This window comes from Thiohalobacter sp. COW1 (assembly GCF_016629505.1).
GTDB classification, from domain to species: Bacteria; Pseudomonadota; Gammaproteobacteria; order Thiohalobacterales; family Thiohalobacteraceae; genus Thiohalobacter; species Thiohalobacter thiocyanaticus_A.
In genome coordinates, this window is record NZ_AP024239.1 from 2,880,974 (window position 1) to 2,896,448 (window position 15,475).

General features: G+C 52.4%; 21 protein-coding genes. 19 read left to right on the forward strand and 2 right to left on the reverse strand.

Annotation, left to right across the window (positions count from 1 at the left end; all coding sequences use genetic code 11):
• The first annotated feature begins 79 nt into the window (after window positions 1-79).
• The 4 genes from COW1_RS13580 to COW1_RS13595 all read left to right on the forward strand — a co-directional run bounded on the left by COW1_RS13580 (window position 80) and on the right by COW1_RS13595 (window position 3,487).
• Window positions 80-550: a DUF4304 domain-containing protein gene (locus tag COW1_RS13580; RefSeq protein WP_201344497.1), complete on the forward strand. Its 471-nt coding sequence runs from the start codon at window positions 80-82 to the stop codon at window positions 548-550.
• Window positions 551-1,640: 1,090 nt separating this feature from the next.
• Entirely contained in the window at window positions 1,641-1,979 is a 339-nt protein-coding gene (locus tag COW1_RS13585; protein ID WP_201344498.1) for a hypothetical protein, read from the forward strand.
• 79 nt (window positions 1,980-2,058) lie between these two features.
• Window positions 2,059-2,469, forward strand: coding sequence for a hypothetical protein (locus COW1_RS13590; protein WP_201344499.1), 411 nt, complete (start codon window positions 2,059-2,061; stop codon window positions 2,467-2,469).
• A gap of 115 nt (window positions 2,470-2,584) precedes the next feature.
• Window positions 2,585-3,487, forward strand: coding sequence for a nuclease-related domain-containing protein (locus tag COW1_RS13595; protein WP_201344500.1), 903 nt, complete (start codon window positions 2,585-2,587; stop codon window positions 3,485-3,487).
• Window positions 3,488-3,714: 227 nt separating this feature from the next.
• Here COW1_RS13595 and COW1_RS13600 read toward each other — a convergent pair whose 3' ends face one another.
• Complete coding sequence (locus tag COW1_RS13600) at window positions 3,715-4,749, reverse strand: IS481 family transposase (RefSeq protein WP_201344243.1); 1,035 nt, start codon at window positions 4,747-4,749, stop codon at window positions 3,715-3,717.
• Window positions 4,750-4,832: 83 nt separating this feature from the next.
• On the opposite strand from COW1_RS13600, the gene COW1_RS17280 reads away from it, so the two are divergent.
• From COW1_RS17280 to COW1_RS13640, 8 genes are all read left to right on the forward strand, one after another.
• Window positions 4,833-5,192: a GFA family protein gene (locus tag COW1_RS17280; protein ID WP_201346111.1), complete on the forward strand. Its 360-nt coding sequence runs from the start codon at window positions 4,833-4,835 to the stop codon at window positions 5,190-5,192.
• A 124-nt stretch (window positions 5,193-5,316) separates the two neighbouring features.
• Complete coding sequence (locus COW1_RS13610) at window positions 5,317-5,841, forward strand: HEPN domain-containing protein (protein WP_201344501.1); 525 nt, start codon at window positions 5,317-5,319, stop codon at window positions 5,839-5,841.
• A 101-nt stretch (window positions 5,842-5,942) separates the two neighbouring features.
• A complete protein-coding gene (locus COW1_RS13615) occupies window positions 5,943-6,596 on the forward strand; it encodes a DUF2971 domain-containing protein (protein ID WP_201344502.1) in 654 nt (217 codons plus the stop codon).
• A 134-nt stretch (window positions 6,597-6,730) separates the two neighbouring features.
• On the forward strand, window positions 6,731-7,039 hold the full coding sequence (locus COW1_RS13620; protein WP_201344503.1) for a transposase: 309 nt from the start codon (window positions 6,731-6,733) through the stop codon (window positions 7,037-7,039).
• An 8-nt stretch (window positions 7,040-7,047) separates the two neighbouring features.
• The gene (locus COW1_RS13625; RefSeq protein WP_242466441.1) at window positions 7,048-7,920 is read left to right on the forward strand and encodes an IS3 family transposase; all 873 of its coding nucleotides are present in this window, start codon (window positions 7,048-7,050) and stop codon (window positions 7,918-7,920) included.
• Between the two features lie 17 nt (window positions 7,921-7,937).
• On the forward strand, window positions 7,938-8,408 hold the full coding sequence (locus COW1_RS13630) for a GNAT family N-acetyltransferase (protein WP_201344504.1): 471 nt from the start codon (window positions 7,938-7,940) through the stop codon (window positions 8,406-8,408).
• Window positions 8,409-9,138: 730 nt separating this feature from the next.
• Window positions 9,139-9,435: a BrnT family toxin gene (locus COW1_RS13635; protein WP_096367416.1), complete on the forward strand. Its 297-nt coding sequence runs from the start codon at window positions 9,139-9,141 to the stop codon at window positions 9,433-9,435.
• A complete protein-coding gene (locus COW1_RS13640; protein ID WP_231971532.1) occupies window positions 9,428-9,637 on the forward strand; it encodes a BrnA antitoxin family protein in 210 nt (69 codons plus the stop codon). Before COW1_RS13635 ends, COW1_RS13640 begins: the two co-directional genes overlap by 8 nt.
• Before the next feature lie 152 nt (window positions 9,638-9,789).
• Here the strand turns inward: COW1_RS13640 and COW1_RS13645 are convergent, their stop codons facing one another.
• Window positions 9,790-10,395: a peroxiredoxin gene (locus COW1_RS13645; protein WP_201344505.1), complete on the reverse strand. Its 606-nt coding sequence runs from the start codon at window positions 10,393-10,395 to the stop codon at window positions 9,790-9,792.
• 351 nt (window positions 10,396-10,746) lie between these two features.
• Here COW1_RS13645 and COW1_RS13650 point away from each other — a divergent pair, with 351 nt between their 5' ends.
• From COW1_RS13650 to COW1_RS13680, 7 genes are all read left to right on the forward strand, one after another.
• Entirely contained in the window at window positions 10,747-11,079 is a 333-nt protein-coding gene (locus COW1_RS13650; RefSeq protein WP_096363519.1) for a sulfurtransferase TusA family protein, read from the forward strand.
• A gap of 33 nt (window positions 11,080-11,112) precedes the next feature.
• Window positions 11,113-12,582: a YeeE/YedE thiosulfate transporter family protein gene (locus COW1_RS13655; RefSeq protein WP_096363517.1), complete on the forward strand. Its 1,470-nt coding sequence runs from the start codon at window positions 11,113-11,115 to the stop codon at window positions 12,580-12,582.
• A gap of 46 nt (window positions 12,583-12,628) precedes the next feature.
• Entirely contained in the window at window positions 12,629-12,880 is a 252-nt protein-coding gene (locus tag COW1_RS13660) for a sulfurtransferase TusA family protein (RefSeq protein ID WP_096363515.1), read from the forward strand.
• 67 nt (window positions 12,881-12,947) lie between these two features.
• Window positions 12,948-13,259 (forward strand): hypothetical protein, encoded by a 312-nt coding sequence (locus tag COW1_RS13665; protein ID WP_096363513.1) that lies wholly within the window; start codon window positions 12,948-12,950, stop codon window positions 13,257-13,259.
• An 8-nt stretch (window positions 13,260-13,267) separates the two neighbouring features.
• The gene (locus COW1_RS13670; protein WP_096363511.1) at window positions 13,268-13,534 is read left to right on the forward strand and encodes a hypothetical protein; all 267 of its coding nucleotides are present in this window, start codon (window positions 13,268-13,270) and stop codon (window positions 13,532-13,534) included.
• Window positions 13,535-13,545: 11 nt separating this feature from the next.
• Complete coding sequence (locus COW1_RS13675; RefSeq protein ID WP_096363509.1) at window positions 13,546-13,758, forward strand: hypothetical protein; 213 nt, start codon at window positions 13,546-13,548, stop codon at window positions 13,756-13,758.
• 205 nt (window positions 13,759-13,963) lie between these two features.
• Window positions 13,964-15,439, forward strand: coding sequence for a sulfurtransferase (locus COW1_RS13680; RefSeq protein WP_231971531.1), 1,476 nt, complete (start codon window positions 13,964-13,966; stop codon window positions 15,437-15,439).
• Window positions 15,440-15,475: the final 36 nt, after the last annotated feature.

Below are 15,475 nucleotides of genomic sequence, written 5' to 3' on the forward strand. Positions count from 1 at the left end.
CGGCTGCACTAGGACGTCAAACACTTCGCTGCGCTACGTGTTTGTCGCCTGTGAGCCGTGCCGTTAGCTGTAAAAAGAAATGGCATCGGAAGAAAGAAAAATACTAGAGCAATGCCTTAAGCCTCTGATGAAGGAGCTTGGCTTTAAAAAGCAAGGCCCTACTTGGCATCGCAGCAATGCAGATGCGATAGAGGTGCTTAATATTCAAGGGTCTCAGTGGAGTAAGAACTTCTACATAAATCTTGGTACGTATTTCAAGGCAATCGGCAGTGACGATACGCCGAAAGAATATGACTGCCACATTAGGCAACGTCTATGCGGAATCACTGACGACCTTAACGAGTGCAATAGCACATTATCGTTTGAAAACAGCATCAAACTTGAAGAAAGAGATAGCAATCTAAAAAGGTTGGTTTCTCAATTTGCCATCCCCTGGCTAGAAAGGTGTGCAACGGTTGAGGGTGCAAAAAACTACTTATTGAGTGAGAAAAAGCACGGTCTCCCTGTTACAAAGCAAACTTGGGAGTTCTTGGGTATAAACCACAGCTAACAAGGGGCTCCAATGGACATCAAAAAGCTACGCTCGTTCCTCGCTTCGCTTTTTGCCGCCATTGAGCCCAGGCGTTAGCCGTAAGGTAAAAGAATTAAGTGAAACTTAACGTTAATAACTCCCCTTTGTTAAAGCGCATCTCTATGGCTATAGCTGAACATGAAGGTCCAGGCTGTACCTTGCATGTTAGTGTGTCAGGTGAACCTGTCTGGGAGAAATCCTCGAATGGGGAGGAGGTGTATGTGCGGTGGCTTTGCTGGAGCATCGAGAATGGGGATTCAGAATTGGTTCCGCCTCAGTTTGAGGTTGTGAGTCCGGAGATAACGCTGGAATGCCTAAAATATGATTTACCTCATGTGTTTAGTGAAGTTAGTGTTGTGGTCGACAATGACATTGAGGTTTGATTATACGGCTAACAATGCCATGCACCGGATAAAAATCCTTCGCTTCGCTTCGGTTTTTCACCGGTGATGCAGTGCGTTAGGTGAAAAATGATCGAATTTGACGGAATCACTATTCCATCAGGCATACAAACATGCCGAAACGTGTATTTGTACGCAGATGGAGAAAAATGGATTCTATCTACCAGAGCGCACAAAATAGCAATTTTTGATAATCGAGAAGACGGGGAGGCATGGTGGCAAAGGTTCGAAGAATTTCGAGGTGTCTCTCACAAACCGGTAAAAAACTCTAAGCCCGTCGCTAAGGTAAAAAATAAGAAAAAAGCGAATAAGCGCAAGGGAACAACAGCAGGTGCAACGACTGACTCGTACGGATGGAGTCCAGAGAAAGGCATTTGTCCGGTATGCGGCGGTGATGGCGGAGCAGCAGGCCAATGTTACAAATGCGGTGGGTCCGGGTGGGCTTAGCGATAAATACTCACCTAACAAGGCAAATCCACTCGGACGCCAAAAAGCGCCGCTCCTTCGTCGCTCTGCTTTTTGTCTCCGGTGATTTGCGGCGTTAGAACAATTTATTTACACCAGTGAATAACTATAAACGAATTCTTCTATTTGCGATGTTAACACCCATATTGGTGGTAACCATTTATGTTTTATATTTGTGGATTACATACATAGATGAAACTGTAGTGCAAGGAACTGCTTATGGCTTTGAAATTGGCGACAGTAAGAGCGAAACATACACAAAAGCAAAATGGGTGCTACTTAAATTATCTGATTCAGGCATCACGCCGCCATATATCGAAGTAAAAGTTAATAATGAGAATGAAGAGCTTTTGGCGACAAAGTCTGAGTATGATTTGCTTGTACAAACACTACTGCATGATGTCGGATACGATAGATTTATTGAAAAGGATGTTTGGCGGTTCTATATCGATGGTAGCTATTTTAACTCAATCAGTCTCAAATTCTGTCAAAATAAATTATGTGAAATACATAGGCATAGAAAGTACTTTGAAATGCCGTAAATGTTCTAACAAGGCGGCTAAGGCTGACGGCTTCGCCGCAGCTTGCCTTGGCCGTTATGCCCAATAAGGTCGAATCGACATGGAAGTAATATTTTCAGTCATTTCCGTTCTCGTGCCCATTGTGGTCGGTGGCGTGTTCGGATATTTCTATTTCGGAGGGAAAAAGAAATCGCCTTTAGAGGCCGGCCATACTCCTCAATTAGAGGAACAGGCCGGAGGCCGATTCGATGGCTTTAATTTGACCATCCCTTTTGTACGCCATGCCATCTATGATGATTTTGTGGCTATTTCTTATGGAAAGAATAAGCACATTTTAAGGTTCAGCGAGATTGCTGAAGCAAGCATCAAAAGGCATCTTTTTTCAAAGGGGCTAACGTATCGGCATAGCAATGCAAGCGTTCCCACTGAGTGCATCATTTGGTCGAAAAATGCCCCGAGGGTATTGGAAATACTGAGTTCAAACGGTGTTTTGGTACAAAGTAAGGCATAACAAGGCAATCAACTTCGCGCCTTCGGCGCCGGACGCGCAAACGCGCGCCGGTTATTTTTATCGTTATGTGTAAAGAGGCCTTCGCAAGCACATTCTCATCTTACAATGAAAAAATATGACTATTGTTGCAGGAAAAATAGAGCCGCTAAAAAGATTAAAAGAGACTTTGCACAATCATGGCATATACAGGTTCAACTCTATCGGTGACATCAAAGCCTTTTTACAACGATATGAATCTGAAAAGAAAGATATACCGGCTACCGTAAAGCTCAAAACAGACGAAGAAATTAAGGCACTAGAAGAGGCGTCAAAGAAAGCGATAGAGATACGTGATAAAAATTTGTTCAATAAAGTTCTCTACTACTTTAAGGCGAGAAAGCTAATAAAAAACCATGCTGCACTAGTGAACAATTATGAGGCCGAAGTATCGAAGCGATGTACAGATTCTTATCGCGAGCTGGAATTCATTAAAGAAACAGTAGAAGGCCTATATTCAACAATCGCTGGTGCAATTGGTGAAAATGCAGTTGTTAGTGAGCTGCAAAAACTATCTGACAACCATTATTTAATTAATGACTTTTCCTTAACTTTTGATCCTCCAATATTTAATAAACGCGAGAACGATCGAATTTACAGCATCCAAATAGATCATCTATTAATTTGCAAATCTGGCGTCTTTGTTCTTGAGACAAAATATTGGAGCGCGCAGTCAATTGAAAATCTTGACCTCAGATCGCCAGTTGAACAGATCAAGAGAGCTAGTTTTGCATTATTTGTGTTTTTAAATAGCGATACCAACCAGGGATTGGTGCGTCATCATTGGGGAAGTAAAAAAATACCAATTAGGAACATTATCGTAATGACCAATAAGGCACCAAAAAGCGACTTTCAACATGTAAAGGTGCTGCCTCTTGATAAACTGAACGGCTACATTAAATACTTTGATGAGATATTTGATGAAACTGAGACAAAAAACATATTCAATTATTTAGACGATGAAGCACAGCAAAACACATAACAAGGCGCTCGTTCGGACGCAAACTACGCTGCGCTTCGTTTGCGCCGCACAGCTTCAGCGTTAGGCCACTGAAGAAGGAGGCTTTCTGAATGAATAAATTTCATGGGGGATGCATATGTAACGCCGTACGTTACGAAACCACTTCTGAACCATTGAATCAAATGTAGTAGTCGCGATCTGATCTGACAGTTACCGGCTCCGAGGAAGCCGTGGCTGTCAGGTCAAGTTCAGGCGATGAACTTTTCCTTCCAGATTTGTTTGCCATCCTCCCATGTCGCCATGGGCGTGCGTCCGCAGCACATCTTGCCCTGATGGGTGCGCTCATTATTGTAGTACGCCAGCCAGGTGTCCAGATCCGCCTGTAGGGATTCCAGGTTCGTGTAGATGTGCTTGCGGAACGTGACCTGGTAGAACTCCTGGAGAATGGTCTTGTGGAAGCGCTCGCAGATCCCGTTGGTCTGCGGGGAACGGGCCCGGGTGCGGGTGTGCTCGATGTCGTTGACCGCCAGGTAGAGCTGGTAGTCATGGCGATCGGCCTTGCCGCAGTATTCCGTCCCTCGGTCGGTCAGGATGCGCAGCAGCGGCAAGCCATGCTCTTCATAGAACGGCAGCACCCGGTCGTTGAGCAGATCCGCCGAGGTGATCGGCGTCTTGGTCGTGTAGAGCTTGGCGAAGGCCACCTTGGCGTAGGTGTCGACAAAGGTCTGTTGGTAGACCCGGCCCACGCCCTTGAGCGTGCCGACGTAGAAGGTGTCCTGGGAGCCGAGGTAGCCCGGATGGGCGGTCTCGATCTCGCCGCAGGCCACGTCGTCCTCTTTCTTCTTCTCCAGGGCGGCGACCTGAGCCTCGGTCAGCACGATGCCCTCCTGCGCCACCTTGGCCTCCAACGCCTTGAGCCGGTCGCGGAAGCAGGCCAGCTCGTGGCGCAGCCACACACAGCGCACGCCGCTGGGGGAGACAAAAATCCCACGCTTTCTCAACTCGTTACTGGCACGGACCTGGCCATGGGCCGGGGCCTCCAGGGCATACTCCACCACGGCGGCCTCTGTGGCCTCGTCGGTGCGGTTCTTGATGTTGGGCTTACGGCGGGACTGGTCGAACAGGCCCTCGACCCCGCCGTCCTCGACGGCGGCCTTGTAGCGGTAGAAGGTGTCGCGGGACAGGCCCATGACCTTGCAGGCGCGGGAGACGTTGCCCAGCTCCTCGGCCAGATTCAGCAGGCCCAGCTTGTGTTTGATGATTCTCTCGTTAGTATTGAGCATGAGGGTTACCTCTTTTGGTTCCGATGGTGAGTTCGCACTTCCATCAGAACCGGTAACCCTCACTTTTTCAAGTCAGGTGTCAGATCAAGTCGAAACTACTTCAGAATCAAAGGGTATGTCACTGCAGAGAATGTCAAAAAGCTATTGGCACTACCTTCAACGCTCGCGTGCTGATGCGTATTGAAGATGTTGCTATTTCCGGCCCGATTAACACGTTTCACTCCACAGAGGCTCTTGAGCGTGGTTTTTGTTCGCATTGCGGTACAACCATCTTTTCTCGGCGTGTTACTGCGGGTGTCATTGGACTGACAGTTGGCAGCCTCGACGATCCGTCACTATTCAAGCCTGATATGCACTTTTGGGTATCATCAAAGCAGCCGTGGTTAGAGATCTCAGATGACCTACCTCAATATCTGGAAGGTCCGCCATCTTTGGGTTATTAACTTCATGCGTAGTAACAACAATTGGCCTAACAATCACATCAAAATCGCTCCCTTCGGTCGCCGGACGCTCGTTCCTCGCGCCGTTTATGTATGGCGTTATGCCTAAAAAGGAGAGGAAAGCACCTTGTCGCTAAGCAGAAAGAAAGTCCGCGAACTTGTCGGCCTTACTTTTTCCGATTCCGGGGAAAACCCAAGCAATTGGTTTGAAATAGCTGTCGAATTCCATGCTGCAGCAAAGCTACTTTCCAACCCTGAATTAGGGAGTTTTCGTCTAACGTATTTCTTTAATGCGGGTCTTGCTATCGAACTCGCCCTGAAGGCGACGATATTGGCCAAAGGCCTGTCGTTTGAAACAAACCATAAGCTAATTGATCTGGGGGACCAAGCCCAGGTAGGTCTCACGGAAGATCAACTGTGTACCCTAGAGTTGTTGTCTGAAATTATTATTTGGGGCGGCCGTTATCCAGTGCCGAAGAACGAACGGCAATGGGATCACTACCATGATTCAATCTTGGAAAAACATGTTGTTCGGGAGAGAATCGGGAATACTGGTAGAACTAGGGCGTACCCCAAGCGATTCCCGTCACTCGAGAACTATTTGGCAATATGGGAAGCTTGCGAAGAGGAGTTCAGGCGTGCATCCGGGTAAGGGCATAACAAGCGCATCAACTTTGTTCCGGGCCTCGCGGCCCTCCACCGGACGCGCATTCGCGCGCCGGTTATGCAGTCGTTAAACGTAAAAGATTATAAATGAGAGTTTATCACCTTCTTTCAGCCCAATTTGGTATAACCAATATTGCGTTATCGAGAATAAAGATATCTCGATATGATGATCTTAATGATCCATTTGAACTGCTGGCAGGTGAACTAAGTGAAAAGGAACTTAGAGGCGCAGTCTCAGCAATGAAAAAGGATTTCAATGAAACAAAGGGGTTAATTTGCTTTTCCAAAAATTGGGAAAACCCAGTTCTTTGGAGTCATTACGCCGACAAACATCATGGAATGGCACTAGGCTTTGATATACCAGACAAATATGCCAGTGAAGTGCATTACAGCCCAGATCGTATTCCCGTAGAATATGTGGGTGGCAATAAATCAAATGGAATCGAACCGTCGTATGTACAGAAAATCACAAGCACTAAATATAAGCACTGGGAATACGAAGATGAAATACGTATGCATGTAGGCCTGGATGAAGGAACATGCGAAGGTGGTCTATATTTCATGCCATTCTCTAACGAGCTAAAACTGCGCGAGGTTGTACTAGGCCATTCTTGCCCAATTCCAATTGATCAAATCAGGGCGCTTCTTAAAGAATTGCACCCTGAAGCCAAAGCAATAAAGGCACGATTGGCTTTTAGGTCTTTTAGAGTTGTTACAAATCAGCGGTACGTAGAAAAATGAAAAAACGTTTAACAAGCAGGTCAGCTTGGACGCTCCTTGCGTCGCGCCAGTTACCTGAACGTTAGCTGTCCGACCTACCCATGGAAAGTAGACACATTCGTCAATTAGGATAGTATCGACGGAGAGGTGTCATCATGGCAAAGCGAAAAACCAAGTCATATCCAGAGTCCTTCCGCCGGGAGGCTGTCCGTCTGGCGGACCAGCCAGACCGAACAGCGGCCGATGTCGCGAGAGAGCTTGGGATTCATGTGGGCCAGATCTACAACTGGCGCACTCAGTTCAATAAGCTCTCAAAGGGGCAATTCACTGTAGCGGACGGCACGAATTATTCGCAGCAGGAGAAGGCAGAGATTCGGCGCTTGAAGAAGGAAGTTGCTGACCTTAAGGAAGAGCGGGATTTCCTAAAAAAAGCGACGGCATACTTTGCGAAAGCCGACAAGTAAAGTATGCCTTGATCGACTCGTGTCGGCATGAGTTCCGTATCACGTTGATGTGCCGTGTGCTGGGTGTGTCGAGATCCGGATTCTATGCATGGCAAAGGCGACCGATAAGCAGGCGGCAACAGCGCCGGGCCCTGATCGGTGAGGCGGTTGAAGCGGCCTATGTCCAGTATAAGCGCCGCTATGGCGCCCCGAGACTGGCCGTGGAGCTGAATGAGCAGGGCATTGGGTGCAGCCTGAACCATGTGGCTGCATTATTACAGGAGCGCGGGCTCCGAGCACGCAACGGCAAAGGCTTTCGGTACCGACCGCGCACGGAGGCCATGACCAATGTGAATGATAACCTCCTGGCGCGGGGCTTCACGGCAGAGGCACCCAACCGCAAATGGGTCTCGGATATCACCTATATCAAGGTGGGACGGATCTGGCTGTATCTGGCAGCGGTGATGGACCTGTTCTCGCGCAGGATCGTGGGCTGGGCGGTGGATGACCATATGCGCGAGAGCCTGGTCCTGGAGGCGTTACACATGGCGGTCTCCCAGCGTGATATCGCACACGGCGCCTTGATCCACTCGGACAGAGGGGTGCAGTATCGGGCCCATGAGTATCAGGAAGCCCTGAGGGGCTATGGACTGCGCTGTAGCATGAGCCGGAAGGGCAATTGCTGGGATAACGCGGTGATGGAGTCGTTCTTCAGTCGACTGAAGGTGGAACTGATCTATGCCGAGAACTACAAAACGGTCCACGAAGCCAGGTCGGGAATCTTCGAGTACATTGAGTTATTCCATAACCGGGAACGTCGTCATTCCGCGATTGGCTATATCAGTCCGCATGCCTACGAGCAGCGGTATGAACAATTAAACGTGTCCACTATTCGTGGGTAGGACCACTGTATAAAGATATGAACAATATAGAGGTTAGGAAGATTTGTCGAGGTGAGGAAGAAGAGTTATGGATGCTCTTTTATAACACTATCCATACCATAAATACTCGTGATTATAATGACGATCAAATAGCAGCCTGGGCACCCAAAGATTTCGACATAAATATAGCAATACAAAAGTTCATAGATATAGATCCATTCGTAGCGATCAAGGATGGAATGATAGTGGGATATGCAGACATCCAAACTGATGGATATATTGATCACTTTTATTGTCATCATAAATATCAAAGTCAAGGGGTTGGCAGAAAACTTTTCTCTGCTCTTGAAAAAGAAGCAAAAGAAAAAGGTATTTACAAAATGTATTCAAATGTAAGCATTACCGCCCGCCCATTTTTTGAAGCCATGGGGTTCGGTGTAGAGAAAGAACAGGTCGTAAAAGTGCGTGATCAGAAGCTCAAAAACTACAGAATGGTTCGGCAGCTATGAATACAGCTAACAATGCGCTCGTGTGGGACGCTAGCTTCGCTGCGCGCCCCACAGCTTAAACGCTAGAGGGTGATCGCGTAAGTGCTGGTGTTGAGGGCGACAACTAAAGTCCTGAAGACGTTGAGGGAGTCGGCAACGGAAACTGATGCCTCTGATACGGCGCTGGGTGATTGGTACGTAAACCGCATTGTAGTAGACCGAAAACCCATGCTGCTTCTTGTCAGTTCGCGATCGAGGCTCGCGATTCTTACACCCGCCCGAGATGTAAAGAACCTTCCTTGCTGGGTTGGAGAGCTGATTGCTGATCGCCTTGCTCGATTGGGGCTCGAAGACAACTTGATTAGGGCGGAGGTGGGTGCGATGGAGATTGTTCGAGTGGGGCGTACACGCGACCGCTCAATTACTGGTCAAATGGTCGATTTCGCAAGAGCAATTCCATACTATCTTCCGGTAGACGAATGGGACGAATCGACGCTTCGCTTGGTGGAAGATCGGCTGGGCGAAACTCCGTGCCTCTCGGGGCGCGCGCGATCGGAGACAGTGTGGCCAGGTCAGGTTGCGTGTCAGTTGCTGATGGGTCGGTGGTCGAGTGGTGCCCCCGCATACTGAAACGCCTGATATTTCAGATAGCCGGGTCAGAGTTAAAATGCAGCAATTGTGAATACGCGAAAATACAGAGCCTTACAGGCCAGGGTTGAATGTAATTATATAATAACTACAATATATGGCTATGGATGGGCTCAACTTCGAGTGGGATAGCCGCAAGGATGCGGCAAACCGGAAGAAGCACGGCGTTTCTTTCGAGGAGGCGAGGACGGCATTTTTCGATGAAAATGCGCGTTTCATGGCGGACCCGGATCACTCGGATGAAGAGGATCGGTTTGTTCTGCTGGGCCTGAGTTCGCAATTGCGACTGCTTGTTGTCTGTCACTGCTGCAGGGAAGAGCAGGAAACCATTCGAATCATTTCAGCCCGTAAGGCAAGCCGCTCGGAGCGGCGTCAATATGAGGGCTTCAGAGATGCGTGATCACTACGACTTTTCTAAATCGAAGAAAAATCCCTATACCAAAAAACTGAAGAAGCAGATTACGATAAGGCTCGACGAGGATACGGTCGCCTATTTCAAGGCGCTGGCCGAGCAGAAGGGTATTCCGTATCAGAGCCTGATCAATCTGTATCTTCGGGATTGCGCGGAACGCAATCGGGATCTGAAGATCAAGTGGGGATAATGCGGCATGTGATGGTGCTGCGTAATCACATGTTGGGATTCACGTGGTTCAGCCCAACCTACAAGCTTGATTATTGTCTTCGTGTCCTTTGTGGTGACAACAATAAAAAAGCCGCCCGCAGGCGGCTTTCTTTTGGGCGATGGCCGTAAGCCTTACAGCGACTCCGCCTCCTCGGACAGGTACTCGGCCACGCCCTCGGGGCTGGCCTTCATGCCCTTCGCGCCCTGGTTCCAGCCGGCCGGGCAGACCTCGCCGTGCTGCTCGTGGAACTGCAGGGCGTCGACCATGCGCAGCATTTCGTCGATGTTGCGGCCCAGCGGCAGGTCGTTGACCACCTGGTGGCGCACCACGCCGGCCTCGTCGATCAGGAAGGAGCCGCGGAAGGCGACGGCGCCGTCCGGGGTCTCGACATCGAAGGCGCGGCAGATGTTGTGGGTCATGTCGGCGACCAGGGTGTAATTGACCTGGCCGATGCCGCCCTTGTCCACCGGGGTGTTGCGCCAGGCGTTGTGGGTGAAGTGCGAGTCGATCGACACGCCGATGACCTCGACGTTGCGCTTCTTGAACTCGTCCAGGCGGTGATCGAAGGCGATCAGTTCGGACGGGCACACGAAGGTGAAGTCCAGCGGGTAGAAGAACACCACGGCATACTTGCCCTTGGTGGCGGTCCTGAAATTGAAGTTGTCGGTAATCTCGCCATTGCCCAGTACGGCCGGGGCGGTGAAATCCGGGGCTTCGCGTCCTACCAGTACACCCATCTTGATACTCCTTGAAAAGCACTTAAGTTGACTGAATTGCTTGGTATTATCCTATGCCGGCAGAGTCGAAACAAGCACGCCCGCCGTGCTGTATTTTCCCGCGTCCGGCGTCGCGGTGCCGGCAGGGTGGTCTACAACTAAGCGGTGAACAGGGGTGGCGGCGGGATTGCAAAATCTTGCTCTGGCTCTGCCGTCAGGCCGTGATTTGCAATATGAACCGGAAGCCAATCGTGCAATGAGGGGTAACACAATGTTTTTTATATTTAATTCAAATCGGCACGAAACGTGCAAACAGAGTGGGCAGGCGGGTGCCGTCACTGCTGACTCGTCCTGCCGTGGAGAGGCTGCGTGATGTGGTGGTTCAGCAGGCAAAGGCAGCGACAGGTGTCCCCGATCAGGCAAAGTGGACGCACGGTAACGCTGTCCGGTTATGGGTCTCTGCATGTGAATGTGCAGATCGACTGCCTGGGCGCGGTCTGTCCGCGTCCGCAGCTGTTGTGCATGCGGGCGCTTGATCACATGCAGCCAGGCGAAGTACTGGAGCTGGTGGTGGACAACCCCAGCACGGCCGAGGCGATTCCGGCAATGGATATGACGCTGGGCAGTACCCACCTGATCACGGTGCGGGATGATGGCTGCTGGCGTATCTACGTGCGTAAGGGCGCAATGGACGCGGAAAATTGATGAGCGATTCGAGATATCCGGGGGAAACGACAGATGGCGAATGATGCTAAGGCTGCGACGGCGGGCGCGGTAGGCTCGGCGGTGGCGGACAGGGCCTGGTACGGTCACAAGGGTAATCTGTACGCGATGATCATCGTCGCGCTTGTGGCGCTGGGTTCGGTATGGGCGCTGGCGCTGGACAGCCGGTGGATCTACCTGCTGGTGTATGTGTGGTTCGGCCTCGGCTACGGGATCTTCCTGCAGTACGGGCGTTTCTGTATGGCCTCTGCGGTGCGCGACCTGTTCGCGGTGGGCGTGCCACGCATGGCGGTGGGCATGCTGATCGCGGTCATGCTGTTCTCGCTCACGGCAGCCGCCGTGCAGGTTATGGGTGTGAATACCTTCCATCCCCATCCGATGGGTTGGCATATCCTCGTCGGTGCGCTGATCTTCGGTTTCGGCATTGTGTTCACCGGCGGCTGCGCGTCGGGTTCGCTGTACAAGACCGGTGAGGGCAACCTCGGTTCGCTGCTGGTAGTGATCTCCATCTCCTTCTCCCAGGCCATCTACGTGGCCCAGTCCGGCTGGCTGGACAAGCTGGTGCCCGCCGCCTGGACGAGTTCCGCCGCCGAGAAGATGATGCCGGAAGAACTGAGCGTCACGGAAGGCTGGTTCGACCAGTTCGTTGCCGGCTATGTCTGGGACCTGCAGGGCGGCCAGCTGGCCGGCCAGCTGGGCATTGACGGCATGTTCACGGGTCCGTTCATCGGCAATGCATTGCTGGGCGCGATCATCCCCTCCCTGCTGCTGATGCTGTACCTGTATAACTCGGCGTTCAAGAAGGGCTATCTGCGCCGCGCCAAGATTGAGGCGCCGCGTATGGGTGATCACCTGCGCGGTATCTGGGCGATGGTCACCTCTTCGCGCAACACCGCCATCGCCGGCCTGTGTCTGGGACTGCTGGCTGGCGGCCATATGTGGGCGACCGGCGAGTTGCGCGAGAAATACGAGATCTTCAACTTCGGTGAGCTGCTCGCCGAGATGGAATACACAGATGGCCTGTCGATGCAGGATACGGTCTTCGATCCCGGCTACTGGTACATCACCACCCAGGAGGCGCAGTGGGGCGCCTGGGCCATGGACAAGGTCGGCATCGAGATGACCGACAACATCTTCTTCGGACTGGAGAACGGTATTCCGAATCCGATCATCAACGCGCCCGGCTGGATGTCCATCGGTATCATCTTCGGCGCGGCGATCATTGCCCTGTCCCGGCGGGAATTCAAATGGAAGGTGCCGAGTCTGGAGACTGCGATGTTCGCCATCATCGGTGGTGCCCTGATGGGGCTGGGGGCGCGAATCGCGATGGGCTGTAATATCGGCGCCTTCTTCGCAACGGTTACCAACGGCGATCTGTCGGGCTGGGTGTTCCTGGCCGGCATGGCTGCCGGCGGCTGGTTGGGCGTCAAGGCATTCAATATGTGGATGGAATGGCGCGCTGGTGATGATGACCTGGCGCTTTGACCGGGTCGGGATTTTGAGTTGTTGAGAAATGGAGGAGTAATACCTTATGGCTGTCAAATTCGAGAAGGTTGGTGATCACGACTTCCTGCTGGATGTCACCGGATACGTCTGCCCGCATCCGCAGATGTATACCAAGAAGGCCATGGGCAAGCTGACGAGCGGCGATGTGCTTACCCTGCTGTTTGATAATCCGTCATCCGGTGAGTCGATCGTGGCGATGTGTGAATCCGAGGGCAACGAACTCATCGAAAAGACGAATGAGGACGGTGCCTCGAAGTGGCTGATCCGCAAGGCCTGATGACCGCCGGCTGACTCCTTTCGGAGGCGGCTATGATCAAGTGATTGTAATGGATTAAGGAGTATGCATGCGTTTTGGCTTGGTGGTAACCGACGAGCGCTATCGCGATCAGGCGGTATCCATTCTCGCCACGGCCCAGGGCCGGGGTTGGGAATGCAGATGCTTTCTCAACGACAGGGGGGCATTGCTGTTGATGGACAACGGTTTCACGCAATCGGATGCCTTCAGGGCTACGCAGGTGGCGGTGTGTGAGCTCAGTGTCGAGCGCTACGAAAACGAGGGGCTCAAGGTTTCCTCTATTGATGAACATGTGGTGATCGGCGGTCAGTACCAGGATGCCGAACTCGTGCAGAACAGTGACTGTGTCCTGGTGCTTTAGGAGTGGGAATGTCGAATACACAGAAAACGATTCTGGTGATAGCTCAGCACAACAAGCCGGAGGCGCTGCGTATGGCGACCGGGCTGACGCTGCTGGATGATGAAGTCAGGGTCGCCGTGCTGGGTGAGCTTGGCGATGATCAGGATACGCTGATGCAGATGGAGGCGCTGGAATTCGCGGAGGCGCCGGTGGAAAGCATTGCGGCGGAAACCGATGAAGGCATGGGCCGGCTGGCGGATGCCATTATCGGCGCCGATGCGGTCTACGTGATTTGAAAGGACAGAATATGACGGATTCCAAGAAGATTCTACTGATACATGCGCCGCACAAGCCTGTTAAGGCAGGCGAGAGCATAGATCTTTCACGCCTGGCCGACGCCCTGCGGGCGCGTGGGGCCGAGGTGGAGTCGCTGGCGTTCGGCGAACGGGTCGACTATCTGCTGGATCAGTTCGAGGCCGGCGCCCTGCCCGTGGTCTTCAGGGGCGAGCAGGGCGCCTGAACAGTATTGCAATTTCCACAGCCTGCCGCCGGAACGGGTAGTCTGCAATCGCCGCCAAGGGATGGCTTCCATCTAACTTCATGTTTTTTCAGCTGAACAGATTGTGGCACGAAGGCTGCTAACTGAATGATCGAAGTGCCGCCCCTGGGACCCCGATAACCGGGTGTTCGTGGCGGGTTCCAAAATAGCTCGCGGAGGAGAGCAGATGAATACATACCTGAATGCTTTGAGATGGCCGCGATCCGCTGCGATGGTGGGCGCGTACCTGTTGTCCGCATCAGTGCTGGTGGGTTGCGGCGGTGGCGAGGACAGCACTACTGGTATTGTGACGCCGCCGGGCGGCGAGCCGACGCCGATCGTCGTCAACAGTCCTGCACAGATTGCGCAGGAATCCGCGGATGACTACAACGACAACGAGAACGGCCTGATCACCGGTGCGACCCTGAAGCGCTGGAAGGATGACTGGCTGAATGAGAGGCCGGCGGGCATCACCGGAAAACTGGTGATTCTGCAGGTCACGGAGGGCCCGGGGGGTTCCGAGTACATCCTGCCCGATGATAAGAACGTATTTACCTATCTGTCTGATGGTAACGAATGGATTGAAACCCGCTCCAACGGCGTGATCTATACCCGCAGCATGGTCCCCAGCGGGGCCACTATGGATGCCCAACTCAAGAAATATAACATCGATCCGCACAAGGATATGATCGTTGTTGCCATGGGTACAGGTGGTACGGGTAATGCCATGCGCCAGGGCCGGGTCTGGTATGCACTGCGCTATTGGGGCGTGGAGGCTGAACATCTGGCCATCCTCAACGGCGGTAATGGTTGGTTGAACGGTAACGGCATGACGGGTGCTGATTTTACCGATACCGCATCGACCCCGCCGGAGAGTGGTATTGTCAGCGTCAAGTCGCTGGCTGCTGACAATACCCAGTTGCAGGCAACCGTGCAGGATATGCTTGCGGTGCTGCCAAGCAGTGACACCAATGTGCTGGATGACGGGGTATTCATCTGGGACGCGCGCGGCATGAATCAGTACAGCGCCGGCGAGGATGACGGTACCGGTACGCCGGTCGTTCCGTTCACGGATACCTTCCAGAACAGTGGCTCACGCCAGGGGCATCCCTGGGGTGCGCTGCAGCTTAACTTCACCAACTTCCTGGATTCGACTCAGGGGTACCGTTACAAGGACAAGGCTGAACTGGAGGCCTATCTCAATGGCGGCGCCACTGATTCGGGCGAGGCCTTCGTGGATAACACCTACCAGCCTGTGGGTGTGGGTAATGCCTATCAGGACGGCGATACCGTTTACACCTACTGTGAAACCACCTTCCGTGCCATGATCACGGGTGTGACCAGTGCGGTGATCCTGGGTAAGCCGACCCGCTTCTACGACGGTGCCATGGTGGAGTGGAGCTCCCTGTCCTATCTGCTGGACTGGAGCGGCGACTACATCCTGCCCATCGATTCGCCCTGGCGGACTGACGTGGTGTCCTTCTACCAGGAGCAGCCCGATCCGAATGAGGTAGAGCCGCGCCAGATCGACGATGCCTATGCCGACAACACCAATGCCATCATCCTGGCGGACAAGGCCTACAAGACCGGCTCCAGCTCCAGCGATGACGGCGGCAGCAGCGGTGGCGGCGGCGCCCTTCCGCCCAACCCTTGTGGGGGCTGACTCCTCCAGGCCCGGTACTGTCCGGGTCCCCACTTG